This is a genomic window from Flavobacterium sp., from assembly GCF_027484945.1.
In the GTDB taxonomy this organism is placed as follows: domain Bacteria; phylum Bacteroidota; class Bacteroidia; order Flavobacteriales; family Flavobacteriaceae; genus Flavobacterium.
The window spans coordinates 1-17,795 of sequence record NZ_JAIXRZ010000044.1 but is presented as its reverse complement, the minus strand read 5'-3'; the positions used below and the strand labels follow the sequence as shown (position 1 = coordinate 17,795).

The following is a 17,795-nucleotide window of genomic DNA, read 5'->3' as shown; positions in this document are numbered from 1 at the left end:
GTCCGAGTGGTTGAAGGAGCAAGCCTGGAAAGTTTGTATGTGGGTAACTGCATCGAGGGTTCGAATCCCTTCCTCTCTGCAAGACAAGGGCAGGCCGGTGGCCTGCCCTTTTTGCATCCCGATAACCCCAAAAGCTTTGCTTTTGAAGGGTAGTCGGGATGCAAAAAGGGTTAAACGCGTAGCGCTGCCCTTGGCTTGTACCGGACTCCCATTCGGGGATCACGGCAGTAATCCCTTTATGATATTAGACCTTAGACGTTGGACTTTAGACGTTAGCCGGGCTAAAAGGATGCAAAAAGGGTTAAGCGCGTAGCGCTGCCATTGGCTTGTGCCGGAATCTCATTCGGGGATCACGGCAGTAATCCCTTCGTGATCTTAGACTTTAGACGTTAGTTAGGTTAAAAGGATGCAAAAAGGGTTAAGCGCGTAGCGCTGCCCTTGGCTTGTACCGGAATCCCATTTTGGATTACTAGAGTTATGAGAAGTTAAGTTAAAAAATGTCTTTTTTTTGATTTCTACAATCACTCTTCACGTTTGTTATTCGATGTTTTTTTAGAACTGAAATCAAAGCTACAATCCGAATTATTCGTTAGTTTTGTGGTATAAAAATCGAAAAACTTGAAATTAGAAAGGTTGTTTTATAGTTTAGGAATGTTTTTCTTCGGAATCACTTCATTACTATGGGCGCAAGAAGAGCAAAAACCCGAACCTGAGATTAAGGTTGTTGACTCGTTATACCGGGAAGATCAATTCTATTTTACGTTTACCTATAATTCTGCGAATCGATTAAAGGGTATTTCACAAAAAAAATTCTCTCCTGGGATATCGGTTGGTTTTTTACGTGATATGCCTATCAATAAAGCACGTACCTATGCTATTGCTGTTGGATTGGGGTATAGTTTAGCGGTATACAATCACAATATTTACCAGTATCCTAGTGCACCTGGCACTGCAACTGCCTACACTTATGAGTTTATATCATCGGATACCTATTATCAAAAAAACAAATGGACGCAGCATTTTATTGAAATGCCGCTTGAATTTCGTTGGCGCGCCTCTACTTTAGATAGTCATAAATTCTGGCGTATTTATACCGGATTCAAGTGCAGCTATTTAGTAGCCGATCGGTATCATTTCCAAAATGATGTACAAAATATTCGATACCGTAATAATCGTGATTTGGAAAAACTGAATTATGGGTGTTATTTAACTGCGGGGTGGAATACGTGGAATTTTTATGTGTATTATGGCTTAAACTCAATGTTTAAGCAGGCAACAATTGAAGGTCGGCCCTTGACCCCTCAAACCTTTAATTTAGGGTTGCAATTTTATATATTATAGCCAATAATACCAAAACATTAGTTGCGGTATGCTGCCGCATAAGTATCCTACCGCCAGTTCTTTAAGTGTATGTGCGTGCATGTATAGGCGTGATGTAGCAATAACACCACTCAATACAACAAGTGCAGCAATCATATAACTACAATTGATTTGGTAATGAATACTCAAACCCAAAACAAAGCAATTCAACGCACTTATGGCAACCATATGGACACTTGCCTTAAACCGAATATAGATCAGGAGAAAGACAATAAAGGTACTTGCAAATCCTCCTAAAAAGAAGAAAAATAGTTCAGGGAATCGTTCTACCGTTATGCTTTTTTGAAGTAGTATATAGGTGAGGACCATTTGCATGAGTAATGGTATTTTACGCTCTTTAACATTTGCCATCATTATTGTATCTACTTTACCAAAGGTCCGCAACAAGTAAAAAAAAGATAAAGGCAGGAAAAATGTAATGATTACAACTTGAAATAAGAGTAAATAATACTGCTCTTGTGTATAAAGGCGATCCCCATAATAACTATAAATCAGTGTGCCCAAAATCGGAATAAAAATGGGGTGAAAGAGGTACGAAAAAAAAGGAAGTATTTTTTTCACGGTGCCAAAAAATGAGCGGTGGTTTATATTTTTTTTCGCAAACGAGCTACAGGAATATCCAATTGTTCACGGTATTTAGCAATTGTTCGACGGGCAATTGGATACCCTTTTTCTTTCAGAATTTCAGCCAATTGGTCGTCTGGAAGGGGCTTGGTTTTATCTTCCTCTTCGATAACAGTCTTTAATATTTTTTTAATTTCCAAGGTAGAAACATCCTCTCCTTGGTCATTTTTCATGGCTTCTGAAAAGAATTCCTTAATTAATTTTGTGCCATAAGGAGTTTCAACATATTTGCTATTTGCAACCCTAGAAATCGTTGAAATATCGAGACCAACCATATCGGCAATGTCTTTTAAAATCATCGGCTTTATCTTCAATTCGTCTCCTTCTAAAAAATAGTCGTATTGAAAATGCATGATGGCATTCATGGTTACATAAAGTGTCTCTTGCCGTTGTTTAATCGCATCAATAAACCATTTTGCAGAATCCAATTTTTGTTTGATAAATTGAATCGCATCTTTTTGTGCATTCGATCTGTCCTTGGCATCTTTATAGGTACGCAACATATCTTGATAATCGCGAGAAACGTGTAAGGTAGGGGCATTTCTACCGTTTAATGTAAGTTCTAGTTCTCCGTCTACCACTCGGATAGCAAAATCGGGTACAATTGCATCGGTGACCCGCGTATTTCCAGAAAAACTACCCCCAGGTTTTGGATTTAATTTTTCAATTTCTGAAATCGCTTTTTTAAGTTGGTCTTGCCGAATGGTATATTTGGCTAATAATTTTTCGTAATGTTTACGGGTAAAACTTTCAAATTGCTCGTCAATTATTCGGGAAGCTAATTCTACCGATTCGGTAGGCGTTTTGTGTTTCAACTGCAGAAATAAGCATTCTTGTAAATCACGTGCTCCTACACCCGAGGGTTCTAGTTCGTGGATGATCGTTTTAACTATGCGTTCAACGGTTTTTTCGTCGGTATAGATTCCTTGAGTAAAGGCCATATCATCAACCATATCTTGAATACTTCGACGTAAATAGCCATCATCGTCAATGCTTCCAACCAGAAATTCGGCAATTTCCCGTTCGTCGTCGTTGATGATAAACGTTTGCAATTGGTTTAGGAGGTCTTGATGAAAACTTACAGCAGCGGCAAGGGGTGATTCGCGATCCTCATCATCGTCGCTATAATTGTTGGCAGCTAATTTATAATCGGGAATTTCATCGTCGCTCAAATATTCATCGATATTAATATCTTCGGCCTCTATAGATTCATTTCCATCGTAATCATCATATTCGTCACCGTTGTTAAAGTCATCGTTGTCAAACAATTCTTCCTGCTCAATGTTTCCTTCTAAAGCAGGATTTTCTACCAATTCTTCCTTCAAACGCTGTTCAAACGCTTGTGTAGGCAACTGAATCAGTTTCATCAACTGAATCTGCTGCGGGGACAGTTTTTGAGAAATTTTGAATTGTAGGTTTTGTTTTAACATCTAATTTTATTTTTGCCACAAAGTCACGAAGACCATAAGGTATTTTAATTAACAAATCGCTTAATTCCTTGACCACAGTTTTTCAACTCAAATTGAAGACATACTTCATATACTTTTTCCAATAATCCTGGGCCTAATTGTTTGTGGATTAGATAGGCGCAGTGAACTATATCTTTTGCGATTTTATCCAATTCTTCCATGGCTAATATTCAATTTTAAGGCGTTATACATTTTTCTGAATTTTTATTGGTTTCTAAATGTCTTGGTGGCCAATAAATTTCTGGATTACGACTTAGAACTCTGCGTTTTGAGGTGTTCTTGGATAAGGAATTACGTCGCGAATATTGGTCATCCCCGTAACAAATAGCACCAAACGTTCAAACCCTAATCCGAATCCAGAATGTATTGCTGTTCCAAATCGACGCGTGTCAAGATACCACCATAATTCTTCTTCGGGTATTCCCAATGCATTCATTTTTTCAATAAGCACATCCAATCGTTCTTCCCGTTGTGAGCCTCCAACGATTTCACCAATACCGGGGAATAAAATGTCCATAGCGCGCACGGTTTGACCGTCTTCATTTAAACGCATGTAAAATGCTTTTATTTTGGTTGGATAATCAAATAGAATAACTGGTGATTTAAAGTGTTTTTCTACTAAATAACGTTCATGTTCACTTTGTAAATCGGCGCCCCACTCTTCAATGGGATATTGAAATTTCTTGTTTTTATTCGGTTTCGAATTTTTCAATATTTCAATCGCTTCGGTATAGGAAACCCGTTTGAAGTTATTTTCTATTACAAAATTCAACTTCTCTAATAATCGCATTTCGCTTCGTTCTGCTTGAGGCTTGTTTTTTTCTTCGTCAATCAATCGTTGCTCCAAGAAATTTAAGTCATCAGCACATTTATCCATAGTGTATTGAATCACATAACGGATAAAATCTTCGGCCAAATCCATATTATCGTTTAAATCGTTAAACGCTACTTCGGGTTCGATCATCCAAAATTCTGCCAAGTGGCGCGATGTATTTGAATTTTCTGCACGAAATGTAGGCCCAAATGTATATACTTGTCCCAATGCCATGGCATAGGTTTCGGCTTCTAATTGCCCCGAAACGGTCAAGTTGGTTTCTTTACCAAAAAAATCTTCTTTAAAATTAACTTTTCCCTCTTCAGTTCGGGGCGTTCCATCAAATGGTAAGGCCGATACGCGAAACATTTCCCCAGCTCCTTCGGCATCACTACCGGTAATGATTGGAGCATTGAAATAGAAAAATCCTTTTTCATTAAAATAGTGATGAACCGCATAGGCCAAAACTGCACGTACCCGCATAATTGCACCAAAAACATTGGTGCGCACCCGTAAATGTGCATTTTCGCGAAGGAACTCCAACGAGTGTTTTTTGGGCTGAATCGGATATTTTTCGGCATCTGAGTCACCCAATATTTCCAAATGGGTCACTTGAATTTCAAATTTTTGTCCCGATCCTTGGCTTTCTACCAAGGTACCTCGAATGTCTAACGCTGCCGAAGTGGTAATGCGTTTTAATGTTGCTTCGGGGGTATTTTCAAAATCAACTACACATTGGATATTGTGTAGGGTCGAACCGTCGTTTAATGCGATAAACTGTTTGTTTCGAAATGTTCTTACCCAGCCGCGGGTTGCAACTTCTACACCGCCTTTTTCACTTTCAAGTAAGGCTTTTATCTTAGAATACTTCATGATTTTATCTTGATTTTCTACGAATACAAATATAATTTAATTCTTGGTTTCTTCGAGGGCATCCAATTCCTCATCGGTGTGCTCTAAAATAGCGATAGTCGGCTCTAAAAACTCTTGTTTATTGGCAAGCGATTTGTTTAATGAAAGCACTAAGGATGGTAATAAAACCAAATTGGATAACATTCCGAAACATAGGGTGATGGCCACTAAACCTCCCAAGGCAATCGTTCCCCCAAAACTAGAAAGCATGAATACGGAGAAGCCAAAAAATAACACAATAGAGGTGTAAAACATACTAATTCCGGCGTCATCAAATGTGGCAAAAACCGCTTTTTTGATTTTCCAATCGTTGCGCGAGAGTTCTAAACGGTATTGAGCCAAAAAGCGCAAAGTGTCATCTACCGACATTCCAAAAGCAATCCCAAACACCAATAGCGTCGAAGGCTTTAAAGGAATGCCCAAGAAGCCCATTAATCCGGCCGTCATGAGTAGGGGTAGTAAGTTGGGGATAATTGAAACCAATACCATTTTGAACGAACGAAACATTAATGCAACTAATCCACCGGTAACGAAAAAGGCAAACAAGAGGGACGACAAAAGGTTGTCTAGCAAATAATTGGTTCCTTTTTGAAAAACAGATGATCGCCCGGTAATGATTACGTTATACCGTTCATTTGGGAAAAGTTTATCAGCTTTTTGGCGGATTTGTTTTTCGATCCAAGGCATTTTTTCTCCATTTTCATCCTTGATAAATGTAGTAATCCTAGCAACCGATTGGTCATCGCTTAAATAACTCTTGAAGCTATTTTCGTTTTTCCCTTTAATTGTATTTTTAATGTATTTAGCAATAAACAATTCTTCTTGAGCAGTAGGGAGTTGATAGTATTCCGGATTGCCATTATAATACGTTTGTTTGGCATATTTGGCTACGCTAACGATCGATAAGGGTTGTGAAAGTTCGGGAATATCAGTAATCGTCTCTTCCAGCTCTTCCATGCGTCGAAGGTTGCTCATTTTGAGCGCACCATTTTTCTTCTTCGTATCAATCATGATTTCTAGGGGCATCACCCCATCAAACTCATTTTCAAAAAAACGGATGTCGGTAAAGAAATCGGTTTTTTTCGGCATATCTTCGATGATACTCCCTGAAATTTTGATTTTATAAATCCCAATAATTCCAAAAATGAGTAAAATCAAGGCAATACCATAAACACTTAAGCGGTTGTACTTAACAGTATTGACAATCCAAACGAAAAATCCGGTCAAATACTTTCGTTCCAAATGCCCCAAGTGACGCGGGATGGGTGCAGGAATGTAACTAAAGAATATGGGAATCAATAGCAAACTCAGCACATATACCGCAATAATATTTATAGTAGTTAACACCCCAAATTCTTGCAGCAACACATTATTGGTTGCAATAAAAGTGGCAAATCCAACAGCTGTTGTAATGTTGGTCATTAACGTAGCAGTACCCGTTTTTGTAATAACGCGCTGTAAGGCTTTGGCTTTATTGGCGTGTTTGTAATATTCCTGATGGTATTTGTTGATAAAGAAAATACAGTTTGGTATTCCGATGACAATCATCAACGTAGGTACTAAAGCCGTTAACACCGTGATTTCATAACCAATTGCCCCCATAATTCCAAACGACCACATTACCCCAACGACTACAATAACCAATGCAATTAATGTGGCTCGAAAGGATCGGAAAAAGAAAAAGAAAAGGAGCGAAGTAATCAATAAAGCAGCCCCAATAAAAAGGCCAATTTCGTCGGTAATTGTTTTAGAATTATACGAACGAATGTAGGGCATTCCAGAAACCCGAAGGTCAATATGATACGTGTTTTCAAATGTTTTGATATGGTCCGTAAATCGCCCTAAAATATATTCTTTACGCGCTTTTGTATTGACAATATTTTTTTTCAAATAAATAGCTGAACGAACTGCATTTTTGTGTTTGTTGTAAAGTAAACCACTGTAAAAAGGCAGTTTTTGAAGTAAATTTTGCCGAACGGATTGTAAATAAAGCGCATCACCTAATTTGGTTTGATCTACAAAAGGGACCATTTCAAACGTTTCCTTCGCTTCGTTTTTTTGGAGCACTTTTAGATTGTCTACCGATAAAACCAAACCTACTTCGGGGTCTTTGGCGATTTTTCGCATTAATTCTACATAGGCCTTAAAAATTTTTGGGGTAAAAAGTTTAGGGTCTTTTGTGCCAACAACCACTAAGTTGCCTTCTTCACCAAATACCTTCAGAAATTTGTTGTAGTCGACATTAACTTGATCATCGGCCGGAATTAGGTTGGCTTCTGTATTGGAAAATCGGATGTTTTTCCACTGCATAGCTAAAAGTGTTGTAATCGCGACGATAGCAACAATAAACGCTAAGCGGTTTCGAAGGATAATACGGGCAATCAATTCCCAAAATCCTATTCCGAGTAATTTTTTCATAGGTTTTATAAGGTGCGCAAAGGTAATGAAAACCACCGAAATCAAAAGGGAACTATGGGAATCTTTTCTTTGTAAAGCGAATTGAAAAACCAACCGAATAAATTCTTCTATTTTTTACAAATTGCATAGTACTTTTGTAGTAGAATTTCCCATATTTGTAGAACAAATCCCTATCCATTCAACAGCATGAAAAATCTTAAAAATGCGTTTTTTTACTTAGGTGTAACTGGTGGCTTTACCGCTTTGATGTTTTGGATTGTAATGAAAGGAAAAGATTTGGAAATTGGTCGTCGAATCGTGTCCAATTCTTCAAAAGACACTCTTTTCAATCAGTTTCTAGATTCGATGATTCATAATTTAAAGCATCCGTTAGCGATTTTATTGCTTCAAATTATTACGATCATTATCGTCGCCCGTTTTTTTGGTTGGATTTTTCGAAAAATTGGGCAGCCCACGGTCATTGGTGAAATTATTGCCGGTATTTTCTTAGGGCCTTCCGTAGTAGGGTACTATTTGCCCGAATATTCTGCCCTGCTTTTTCCTGCCGAATCGTTAGGAAATTTACAGTTTTTGAGTCAGATTGGTTTGATTCTTTTCATGTTTGTTGTTGGGATGGAACTCGATTTAAAAGTGTTAAAAAACAAAGCTAATGATGCTGTTGTCATAAGTCATGCGAGTATCGTTTTTCCATTCGCTTTGGGGATCGGACTCTCCTATTATATCTATCATAAATTTGCTCCTGCTGGAGTTGAGTTTTTATCGTTTAGCTTGTTTATGGGAATTGCAATGAGTATCACAGCTTTTCCGGTGTTAGCGCGCATTGTACAGGAACGCGGGATCCATAAAACCCGCTTAGGAACAATTGTAATTACTTGTGCCGCAGCCGATGATATAACGGCATGGTGTCTCTTGGCGGCAGTAATCGCGATTGTAAAGGCAGGTACGTTTATGAGTTCGCTCTACGTAATTGGTGGAGCAACACTGTATGTATTGATGATGTTGTTTATCGTTAAGCCGTTTTTGAAAAAAGTGGGCGATCTCTATGCCAACCGCAGTAATTTAAGTAAACCAGTTGTAGCGATTTTCTTATTGACGTTAATTGTTTCGGCATATATGACTGAAATTATCGGAATTCATGCACTTTTTGGAGCCTTTATGACGGGTGCGATTATGCCTGACAATACTAAATTCCGTACAATTTTCATTGAAAAGGTAGAAGATGTTGCCTTGATTTTATTATTGCCTTTGTTTTTTGTATTCACGGGTTTGCGAACCCAAATTGGATTGATTGGCGACCCCGAACTATTGCGAATTACGGGCTATATTATTTTAGTTGCTGTAGCGGGGAAATTTGTGGGTTCGGCTTTAGCGGCAAAGTTTGTTGGTCAGAATTGGCGCGATAGTTTAACCATTGGTGCCTTAATGAATACGCGCGGATTGATGGAACTGGTGGTGTTAAATATCGGTTTTGATTTGGGAGTATTATCTCCCGAAGTTTTTACGATGATGGTGATTATGGCTTTGGTGACAACCTTTATGACTGGGCCTGCTATTGATCTTATTAATTTTATTTTTAAACGTAAAGAAGTTTTTCTACCCAAAGACAGTATAGGTGAAGGAAAATTTAAAATTTTGATTTCTTTTGGAAATAACGAAAAAGGTAAATCGTTGCTGCGCTTAGCAAATAGTTTGGTTAAAAAACAAAAAGAAAATACCAATATAACAGCGATGCATTTGTCGTTGAGCGATGAAATTCATTCCTATAATTTGGAAGAATATGAGCAAGAAACGTTTGCACCGATTATTGCTGAATCAAAAGAACTTAATCAAGAAATTACACCCCTATTAAAATCGACGGTAGATATTGAAAATGATATCGCTGAAATTGCCTCCGAAGGAAATTTTGATTTGGTTTTGGTCGGTTTAGGGAAATCCATTTTTGAAGGGTCTTTACTAGGGAAAGTGCTCGGTTTTACTACACGTATTATCAATCCAGATCGCTTGTTGGATAAATTCACGGGAAAAGAAGGTTTGTTTGATAATTCTCCGTTTGATGATCGAACCCGATTAATTATTTCCAAAAGTAAAAAACCGCTCGGGATTTTAGTGGATAAAGAACTCAATCAAGTTAGTCAAGTTTTCTTGCCTTTGGTAGCCGCAGAAGACGTTTTTTTGTTGGAGTATGCCCAGAAATTAATTTTTAACAGCCAATCTAAAATCACGATATTGGATACAAATAATCATATAAACTCCAATTTTGTAGTAGAAAAAGCGGTTCTTGGATTGCAACAAGCCTATCCGGATAAGGTTTCAGTTATCACTGAATCAGATATGAAGGCCGGGTTTATGGCGCAACAAGATTTAATGATTATTTCATTAGAAAGTTGGAAACAAGTGGTAGATGCGCAAACGTTATGGTTAAGTACGGTTCCCTCTACGCTAATTATTAAACCTTAAAATCCTAAGTCAAGAATATAACTTACTTTTAAAGAAAGATTATCTTCAAATTTGGGTAAACCATAGGCGCCATAGCGTGTAAAAAAGGTAAAGCCGAGTCCTTTGTATATTTGATTGAATTCAACACCACTTTCAAAATAACCATCTTCCAGGGTCTTGTAGGCAAATCCTACATGTTTTTCTTGGTTTTCCATGGTGCCAAAAGCCATTCGTGTAACCACCGAAATTTGCGGTTTGATTTTATAAGCAATTTTTACTTTGTTAAACGTGTGTCTTGCTTGTAAGCTCACATAGCGACTGGAGAAAAATTCGTTGAAAAACATCGTTTCAAAACTATTTTTACCCGCAATTGTTATTCGTTTTAGCAATGCATCTTTATTTAAATTATTGGGTGCAATACTATAAAGATGGGTAAGTGGCGCTTCGCCAAAAACAAGTCCACTTTGGAGAATAAACGAGGTTTCCTGACCGGATAGGTATTTGATTTCGTGATTGATTCTAAAGTCAATTTTTGAAAACTCAAAATCAGAACCCAATAATTGATCAAACGATTGGGTAAATTGAAAAGCAAATTTGGGGTAACGTTTGTCAATTTCGATACGACCCGTGGCTGTTTGCATGTAGGAGCTGAAAGGATTCCATTGCACAGAAAATTGTGCCGTGGTCATTTGGTATTGTGTTAGAAGGGTATTGTTGCTTGAATAACTATAGTCAAACAAAGGTTGCACTTCACTTCGCGCCACCCCAACAAACATTTCGGTTTTTGGGAAAAACTTACTTTCTATGAAGGCGGCACCAGTTTGATGACTGTAAAACGTAGAAATATTTATCGGTCGCGGATCATATATTTTAAACCTTCTGGCTTGTGTAGCAAATTGAATTTGACCAATTTCAGCAACATCATCGGTATAGGATGCGGAAATCCATGTGGTGGTTTCTTTGTCCAATTGAACAGAAGGCGCGATTTGGAATTTAAATCCTTCGTCTTTAAGCCCGTATGCTGCATAAGCACCCAATCGGTATTTTTCAGAAAATCGATTATTTGTAATCCCGCCAACTCCAAAACGAAACCCTTCATAATTGTTGTATTTAATCAAAGTTCGTAAATCGATATCAAACGGGCCAATGGGTAAATAGCCATTAAAAATTTTTCTACCCAAGAAAATTTTATGTTCGATATTCTCTGCCGCTGAAAGACTATCAATATTCGTATAAGTAGGCAGTTTTCTGGGGTCGATCGAATCCCGCTGAAAAGGCCGCCAATATTTTTCGGGTTTACTCATACTCGATTCGGGAATTTCAATCCGTATGGCCGGTTGTTTGATGATTACATTTTCATTTATCTTGACATCATACGGTTTGGATTCTAGCTTCAAATACATTCGATCGGAAGCGTTTTGACCAATACCTTCAATGCTAGAATTGAATTTAATGGTTCCACCTAAGATTTTTAAATCTTCCGAATTATTTCCTTTTACCACCGTAAATGTTCGTTTTTCGGGAAACCAAATACGGTATTTACTCAAATAATTAAAGGTAAAGGTCGCATTAATGTTTACGACTCCATACACTCGAAAAAACGCTTTGGCAATAGAATAATTTTCAGCATCGATATACAACAGTCCGCGCAGTTTGTTAGAATTCAATTTCTTCGGCTGAAAATACACACAATAAACCGTACGGTCTTGGATTTTAATGGTGTCAATCATTTTAAAAGCATACAATTTTCTTCCCATGGGTGAAATTGGGTTTTGAACCGAAACTTCCAAAATATCCAAATGGTTTTCATACAACGAATATGAAACCAGATTTAATCCTAAATATTCAAATAATGGTTTTTTGAAACCGGCCATCCGCGAGGCTAAAACGGTTTCTTTTGTGCCATATTTATTGTATTGGATGAGGTTGACTTTCTCTGTTTGGTAGATGTGCTGTTTTTCTACCATTTTTTTAAACTTATAATTGGATGAGTCCATCTCAACTTTGCGCCGGCGAAACCAACGCTTTTTAATTACGGTATCGATTTTTGAGGAAATCGAATCGGGATCAGCTGTAACTAAAAGGTGTTCGTAGTTTTTATATTCGTAGGTAGTTAGAACTTTTTCGGGCTGATTTTTCGAGCGGTTTTCTACTACTTTTTTTACGATTAGATTGGTTTGATTGTCGGAATAAATTTCTGCATTTTGTTGGGTGTTGTTGGACACCATTTTAATCAAAATCGTTTTAGCTCCCACATTAAGGTAATGGCTTTTGTCGTGATAGCCTTTGTAGGAGACAAAAATGGGCTTCCCTTCATCGCTAACTTCCAATGTGAATTTCCCTTCCCAATTGGAGTAATTTATTTTGTTTTGGTACGTGATTTTGGCAAAAGCTATCGGAATCGTGGTGTCATAATCGATCACCTGACCCTGCATTGTTTTTTGTGCCCAAAGGAATTGGGTCCAACAAAACAATCCCAATATCCAAAATACTTTCATGGTTTTCAAATCGGATGGTAACAATTACAAATGTAGAAATAAAAAAATCCGCCTATGGTTTTTACGGGGCGGATTTTTATAATTTTTTAACGAATACTTATACTTTCATTATTTCGGCTTCTTTAATTGCCAAGTGTTCTTCTATTTTTTTGATAAAAGTATCGGTTAATTTTTGAACATCGTCTTCTGCTTTTTTACAAAGATCTTCTGAAACCCCGTCTTTTTCTAATTTTTTAATTTCTGTATTGGCATCCTTACGGTGGTTACGAATCCCAATTTTCGCATCTTCGGCTTCGTTTTTGGCTTGTTTTACTAAATCGCGACGGCGCTCTTCAGTAAGCGGAGGTACACTTATGATCACTACATCGCCATTGTTCATTGGGTTGAAACCAATGTTGGCCATCATAATCGCTTTTTCAATTGGGGTCAACATACTTTTCTCATACGGTTGAATGGTCAATGTGCGCGCATCGGGAACACTAATGTTGGCCACTTGAGAAAGTGGGGTCATCGAACCGTAGTAATCCACAAACACACTACCTAACATTTGCGGAGAAGCTTTTCCAGCGCGAATGTTTAAAAACGATTTTTCAAGGTGTGCAACCGATGCGTTCATTGCATCTTTTGTTTCTTCTAGAATCAATTCAATATCTTCCATGAGTTTAATTTATTTTCAATCGGTTATATACTTACAACAGTACCTACATTTTCACCTTGACAGATTTTCAAAAGATTTCCTTCTTTATTCATGTCAAAAACCACAATAGGTAATTTATTTTCTTGACTTAAGGTAAATGCAGTGGTATCCATTACATTCAATCCTTTTTTCAATACGTCTTCAAATGAAATCGAATCAAATTTTACGGCGTTTTTATCTTTCTCTGGGTCAGCAGTATAGACTCCGTCTACCCGAGTTCCTTTTAAAATAACGTCGGCATGTACTTCAATACCGCGTAAAACGGCAGCTGTATCGGTTGTAAAATAAGGATTACCAGTTCCCGCACCAAAAATAACAATTCGTCCCTTTTCAAGATGGCGTACCGCTCTACGTTTAATATAGGGTTCTGCAATTGCCTCAATTTTTAGCGCCGTTTGTAAACGGGTTTGCATGCCTTTATCTTCTAAGGCGCCCTGCAATGCCATTGCATTAATTACAGTAGCCAACATACCCATATAATCGCCTTGAACGCGGTCCATTCCATTACTAGCCCCAGCAACGCCTCTGAAAATATTACCACCTCCTATAACGACAGCAATTTCTACACCGTGGTCATGGATTTGTTTGATTTCGGCAGCATATTCGGCCAATCGTTTGGGGTCAATTCCATATTGTCGTTCACCCATCAACGCTTCGCCGCTTAATTTCAGAAGAATTCGATTGTATTTCATAGGATAGTTGGTGTTGTTTTACTTAATACGCTGCAAATATAAAGATATTCTTGCGATGAGAAAGTAGTGCTCTAAAATTATCCATTTCAAGCGCTAAATCTCAGAAAAGCATTCGATTGCAATAGTAATCAAATGTTATAAATGAATTATCTTTGCAAAAAAAAACGATTAGCATGAATGCGATTATTCAAAATAGTTTGAAAAATAGTTATTCCTATAAGGAATACCGCGCCTTGATGCAGGCCTATGCAGCAGAAGGAAAAACCACGGGCGAATCCACCGAAGCTCATGTTTATTATACCCATTTGAATGAAGCGCGAATGCATCGTTTAGATAAATCGTTGCAACTGTTCCCCGAGGTAGCATTGCAATTGGATGAATTGCGGCAGGATTTAATTTGGATCGTTCTCGCTGAAACGTGGTGTGGAGATGCCGCTCAAGTGGTACCTATTTTGGATAAAATGGCTGCCCATACTCCAAAAATTGAAATGCATGTCGTTTTGCGGGATGAGCATCCTGAATTGATGGATTTATTTTTAACCAATGGCACCCGATCCATTCCAAAGTTGATTATTGTAGATAAAATTTCGGGGGCAGTACTAGAGGATTTCGGACCTCGTCCCATTGGAGCAAAACAATTGATTATTGACTATAAAGCAGCCCATGGTGTTGTTGATGAAACCGCAAAAACGGCTTTGCAAAAATGGTATTTAAACGACAAAGGGATGAGTACCCAACATGAAATAATAGAACTGCTGAAAGTTGCAGTAGTTTAAAGAGTAAGGGATTTGGAAACAGGTCCCTTTTTTTTATAATTGATCTTCAAAAGCAATGGGAGTAATGCCATCAGCAACATTAAACGCACCAATCTTTGTGCGTCGCAATGCCGATAAATAGGCCCCAGATTGAAGCGCGTTTCCAAAATCAAAAGCTAAAGAACGAATGTAAGTGCCTTTACTACAGCTTACCCGAAAATCGATCTCGGGTATCGCAATTCGGGTGATTTCAAATTCGTAGATTGTTGTAGGTCGTGCCGCTATTTCAACCATTTCGCCGGCCCGTGCATGTTCATACATTCGTTTGCCATCTTTTTTTATTGCCGAAAAAACAGGAGGTTTTTGCATAATTTCACCCACAAACGTTTGTGCCGTTTGCAGCAGTAAAGCTTCGGTAATATGTTCGGTCGGAAAGTGGGCATCTACGGCAGTTTCCAAATCATAAGAAGGGGTGGTTGCGCCCAGGGTGATGGTTCCGGTATATTCTTTGGTTTGTCCCTGAATTGTTGGGATTTTTTTGGTGAACTTCCCCGTACAAATAATTAGAAGTCCGGTTGCTAGTGGATCCAATGTGCCGGCATGGCCAATTTTGAAGTTTTTTGAGAACTGGTATTTGCGTTTTAAGGCATATTTTATTTTGTTCACGGCTTGAAATGAACTCCAGGTTAGGGGTTTATCAATCAAGAGGATTTGTCCTTCTGTATACGCTTCAGCGGGTAACTGCATTATTTTCCTAGCGTAAAGTAAAACAATAAGAGGGAACCAGCAATTATACGGTAATAGCCCCAAGGTTTGAAACCGTATTTTTTAATAATTCCAATAAAAAATTTAATAGCCAAAATGGCAACAACAAAGGCGACGGCGTTTCCAAGCAAAAACAAATTCAGGTTATTGCTATTTTGAGTCAATAATTCATAACCTTTTAAACCTGATTGCGCATAGGTTTTAAGAAAAATCGAATACGTTGTAACCGCCAGCATGGTTGGTACTGCAAGGAAGAAAGAAAATTCGGCTGCCGCTGCGCGGGTTAAGCCCTGTTGCATCCCGCCAATAATAGACGCTGCTGAACGACTGGTTCCAGGCATCATGGCTAAACATTGCCAAAGGCCGATGTAAAAACCTTTTTTAACGGTAATAGCTTCTTCGGTTGTTATCGTTGGGTTTTGGAAACGCGAATCGATAAACAAAAGCACAATTCCGCCAACAATTAAAACGATAGCAATGGGTATCGGGTTGCCCAAAACGGCATCGATAGGGTCGTCAAATAATTTACCCAAAACCAAAGCGGGAACGACTGCAATTGCCAATTTACTGTAAAATTCAAGTCTTTTAAAATCAAAAAATTTACGCCAATACAAAGCCACTACAGCCAAGATAGCACCAAATTGAATCGCTACTTGAAACAGTTTTACAAAATCATTTTCTTGAATCCCAAAAAAAGAGCTGGTAAAAATCATATGTGCGGTAGAAGAAACCGGTAAATATTCGGTCAATCCTTCTACAATAGCGATCCATAGGGCCTGAAGTGCATCCATAGGGGTTGGTTAGGGATTAAAGGCCAGATTTAAGCCGCGTCTTTATCTTTTCTGAAAATCGAATAAATCGTAATTGCAAACCCGATTAACACTACGGTTGGCGCCAAGCGAATTCGTCGAAAACTCATGATATCGGCATTCCAAACCGACGGATTGTTGTTGCTGCTTCCCGACATCAGAATAAATCCAATTGCAATGACCACCAATCCAATAATCAAGAATTTGTAGTTTTCTTTTCCAAAAAGGAAATCCGGTTTTTGTTCGTTATTACTCATAGTTCCTTTCCTTTTTTTAGTATAAATCGTCTGTACGTAAATTTAAAAAGCGTTGGGTGGCAAAATAAGTGCTAATCCAAGTGATTACGATGCCCATGCTTAGCACTGCAACCAATACAATAATGGTTAACTCCATTTGGTTGAAAATATCTAATCCGGGATATGCGGTTGAGAGGTTGAGTAAAACCACCAAAAGGGCAACCACGGCGAGCACACCTCCAATTAACCCCAAAAGCATGCTTCGACGAATAAACGGTTTACGAATGAATGATTTTGTAGCCCCAACCATTTGCATAGTTTTGATAATAAACCGGTTGGCATAAATGGAAAGGCGCATCGAACTATTAATCAACAATACCGAAATCACCATAAATACTCCAGTGATGATTAGCACCCAGAAACTGATTTTTTTAATATTATCATTTACTAAGGTGATCAACTGTTTGTCATACACTACATCGGCTACAAATGTGTTTTTGCGAATCGTACGTTCCATTGAAGTAAACCCGGGATTGGTTACATATTCGGCCTTAAGGTGAATATCGTAGGAGTTTTGCAACGGATTCATTCCTAAAAACTGCATAAAATCTTCTCCAACAATTTCTTTATGGTTTTTTGCAGCTTTTTCTTTCGAAACAAATTTGAAATCTTTGGCATACTTTCCCGCGCGCATCGTTTCTTCAAATGCCTTGAAAACCGAGTCGTTGGCTTCATTTTTAAAGAAAACAGTCATCACGATATCTTCCTTGAAATTGTCGGATAAGCGTTTGGAATTGATGATGAATAACCCAAGCGCCCCCAAAAGGAACAACACGAGAAATACGCTCAACACTACCGAAAAATAGGAAGAAATCAATCTGCGCTTTTGATAGTTTTCGAAAGAAGATGCCATAAGGTTTGTTTTATGTTGTAAAAATAAAAAAGAAATTCATTTTACTTGTAATAACGCACAAAGTTTTCGCTTCTTACAATTATCGTGTAAATTTGCGCTTAATTTAAAAACTGTCCGTAAAACTCTGGTTTATCAAAAATGAGGTAACCTTGTTTTAATTTACAACGCATCATGAAATATTTTCACGAACAAATTGAAGCCAAGTGGCAAAAATATTGGGCCGAACACCACACGTTTGCAGCCTCCAATTCTTCCGAAAAACCGAAGTATTACGTGTTGGATATGTTTCCGTATCCTTCGGGTGCCGGATTGCATGTTGGACATCCGTTAGGGTATATCGCCTCCGATATTGTGGCCCGTTACAAACGCCACCAAGG

General features: G+C 38.1%; 16 protein-coding genes. 4 read left to right on the top strand and 12 right to left on the bottom strand.

The genetic code is table 11. The annotated features are described in order from the left end of the window. Positions 1-618: 618 nt before the first annotated feature. Positions 619-1,341, top strand: coding sequence for a porin family protein (locus tag Q0039_RS06285; RefSeq protein ID WP_297510756.1), 723 nt, complete (start codon positions 619-621; stop codon positions 1,339-1,341). Here Q0039_RS06285 and Q0039_RS06280 read toward each other — a convergent pair. The 5 genes from Q0039_RS06280 to Q0039_RS06260 form a co-directional block, all read right to left on the bottom strand. Then, entirely contained in the window at positions 1,336-1,941 is a 606-nt protein-coding gene (locus Q0039_RS06280) for a hypothetical protein (protein WP_297510754.1), read from the bottom strand. The genes Q0039_RS06285 and Q0039_RS06280 overlap by 6 nt on opposite strands. A 23-nt stretch (positions 1,942-1,964) precedes the next feature. Continuing rightward, on the bottom strand, positions 1,965-3,434 hold the full coding sequence (gene rpoN, locus Q0039_RS06275) for an RNA polymerase factor sigma-54 (protein ID WP_297510752.1): 1,470 nt from the start codon (positions 3,432-3,434) through the stop codon (positions 1,965-1,967). A gap of 44 nt (positions 3,435-3,478) precedes the next feature. Then, positions 3,479-3,634 carry a GxxExxY protein gene (locus Q0039_RS06270; protein ID WP_297510750.1) on the bottom strand — a complete coding sequence of 52 codons (156 nt, stop codon included), beginning with the start codon at positions 3,632-3,634 and terminating at the stop codon, positions 3,479-3,481. Positions 3,635-3,726: 92 nt separating this feature from the next. Further along, positions 3,727-5,160, bottom strand: a complete 1,434-nt coding sequence (gene asnS, locus Q0039_RS06265) for an asparagine--tRNA ligase (RefSeq protein ID WP_297510748.1) — start codon at positions 5,158-5,160, stop codon at positions 3,727-3,729. 36 nt (positions 5,161-5,196) lie between these two features. Beyond that, positions 5,197-7,617: an MMPL family transporter gene (locus Q0039_RS06260; protein WP_297510746.1), complete on the bottom strand. Its 2,421-nt coding sequence runs from the start codon at positions 7,615-7,617 to the stop codon at positions 5,197-5,199. Between the two features lie 186 nt (positions 7,618-7,803). Here Q0039_RS06260 and Q0039_RS06255 point away from each other — a divergent pair, with 186 nt between their 5' ends. Further along, positions 7,804-10,074, top strand: coding sequence for a cation:proton antiporter (locus Q0039_RS06255; protein WP_297510742.1), 2,271 nt, complete (start codon positions 7,804-7,806; stop codon positions 10,072-10,074). On the opposite strand, the gene Q0039_RS06250 is transcribed toward Q0039_RS06255, so the two are convergent. The 3 genes from Q0039_RS06250 to pyrH form a co-directional block, all read right to left on the bottom strand. After that, positions 10,071-12,551, bottom strand: coding sequence for a DUF5686 family protein (locus Q0039_RS06250; RefSeq protein WP_297510740.1), 2,481 nt, complete (start codon positions 12,549-12,551; stop codon positions 10,071-10,073). The two genes, Q0039_RS06255 and Q0039_RS06250, sit on opposite strands and share 4 nt — an antisense overlap. Before the next feature lie 97 nt (positions 12,552-12,648). Then, on the bottom strand, positions 12,649-13,209 hold the full coding sequence (gene frr / locus Q0039_RS06245) for a ribosome recycling factor (RefSeq protein WP_297510738.1): 561 nt from the start codon (positions 13,207-13,209) through the stop codon (positions 12,649-12,651). Between the two features lie 23 nt (positions 13,210-13,232). Then, positions 13,233-13,940, bottom strand: coding sequence for a UMP kinase (gene pyrH / locus Q0039_RS06240; RefSeq protein ID WP_297510736.1), 708 nt, complete (start codon positions 13,938-13,940; stop codon positions 13,233-13,235). 173 nt (positions 13,941-14,113) lie between these two features. Between pyrH and Q0039_RS06235 the strand changes: the two genes are divergently transcribed. Next, positions 14,114-14,716 carry a thioredoxin family protein gene (locus Q0039_RS06235; protein ID WP_297510734.1) on the top strand — a complete coding sequence of 201 codons (603 nt, stop codon included), beginning with the start codon at positions 14,114-14,116 and terminating at the stop codon, positions 14,714-14,716. 33 nt (positions 14,717-14,749) lie between these two features. Here Q0039_RS06235 and truB read toward each other — a convergent pair whose 3' ends face one another. The 4 genes from truB to Q0039_RS06215 are packed head-to-tail and all read right to left on the bottom strand — an operon-like array spanning position 14,750 to position 17,418. After that, entirely contained in the window at positions 14,750-15,442 is a 693-nt protein-coding gene (gene truB / locus Q0039_RS06230; protein WP_297510732.1) for a tRNA pseudouridine(55) synthase TruB, read from the bottom strand. Continuing rightward, complete coding sequence (locus Q0039_RS06225; RefSeq protein ID WP_297510730.1) at positions 15,442-16,251, bottom strand: undecaprenyl-diphosphate phosphatase; 810 nt, start codon at positions 16,249-16,251, stop codon at positions 15,442-15,444. The genes truB and Q0039_RS06225 overlap by 1 nt, the downstream gene beginning before the upstream one ends. Positions 16,252-16,280: 29 nt before the next feature. Continuing rightward, positions 16,281-16,526 carry a DUF3098 domain-containing protein gene (locus Q0039_RS06220; RefSeq protein WP_297510728.1) on the bottom strand — a complete coding sequence of 82 codons (246 nt, stop codon included), beginning with the start codon at positions 16,524-16,526 and terminating at the stop codon, positions 16,281-16,283. A gap of 16 nt (positions 16,527-16,542) precedes the next feature. Beyond that, on the bottom strand, positions 16,543-17,418 hold the full coding sequence (locus Q0039_RS06215; RefSeq protein ID WP_297510726.1) for a permease-like cell division protein FtsX: 876 nt from the start codon (positions 17,416-17,418) through the stop codon (positions 16,543-16,545). A gap of 171 nt (positions 17,419-17,589) precedes the next feature. On the opposite strand from Q0039_RS06215, the gene Q0039_RS06210 reads away from it, so the two are divergent. Continuing rightward, positions 17,590-17,795: class I tRNA ligase family protein (locus Q0039_RS06210; RefSeq protein ID WP_297510724.1), on the top strand; the 206-nt coding region annotated here is incomplete at its 3' end.

Excerpts from the sequence above, each read along its gene's own strand:
- rpoN (WP_297510752.1), bottom strand. The coding sequence starts at position 3,434 with ATGTTAAAACAAAACCTACAATTCAAAATTTCTCAAAAACTGTCCCCG.
- Q0039_RS06270 (WP_297510750.1), bottom strand. The coding sequence starts at position 3,634 with ATGGAAGAATTGGATAAAATCGCAAAAGATATAGTTCACTGCGCCTAT.
- asnS (WP_297510748.1), bottom strand. The coding sequence starts at position 5,160 with ATGAAGTATTCTAAGATAAAAGCCTTACTTGAAAGTGAAAAAGGCGGT.
- Q0039_RS06260 (WP_297510746.1), bottom strand. The coding sequence starts at position 7,617 with ATGAAAAAATTACTCGGAATAGGATTTTGGGAATTGATTGCCCGTATT.
- Q0039_RS06255 (WP_297510742.1), top strand. The coding sequence starts at position 7,804 with ATGAAAAATCTTAAAAATGCGTTTTTTTACTTAGGTGTAACTGGTGGC.
- Q0039_RS06250 (WP_297510740.1), bottom strand. The coding sequence starts at position 12,551 with ATGAAAGTATTTTGGATATTGGGATTGTTTTGTTGGACCCAATTCCTT.
- frr (WP_297510738.1), bottom strand. The coding sequence starts at position 13,209 with ATGGAAGATATTGAATTGATTCTAGAAGAAACAAAAGATGCAATGAAC.
- pyrH (WP_297510736.1), bottom strand. The coding sequence starts at position 13,940 with ATGAAATACAATCGAATTCTTCTGAAATTAAGCGGCGAAGCGTTGATG.
- Q0039_RS06235 (WP_297510734.1), top strand. The coding sequence starts at position 14,114 with ATGAATGCGATTATTCAAAATAGTTTGAAAAATAGTTATTCCTATAAG.
- truB (WP_297510732.1), bottom strand. The coding sequence starts at position 15,442 with ATGCAGTTACCCGCTGAAGCGTATACAGAAGGACAAATCCTCTTGATT.
- Q0039_RS06225 (WP_297510730.1), bottom strand. The coding sequence starts at position 16,251 with ATGGATGCACTTCAGGCCCTATGGATCGCTATTGTAGAAGGATTGACC.
- Q0039_RS06220 (WP_297510728.1), bottom strand. The coding sequence starts at position 16,526 with ATGAGTAATAACGAACAAAAACCGGATTTCCTTTTTGGAAAAGAAAAC.
- Q0039_RS06215 (WP_297510726.1), bottom strand. The coding sequence starts at position 17,418 with ATGGCATCTTCTTTCGAAAACTATCAAAAGCGCAGATTGATTTCTTCC.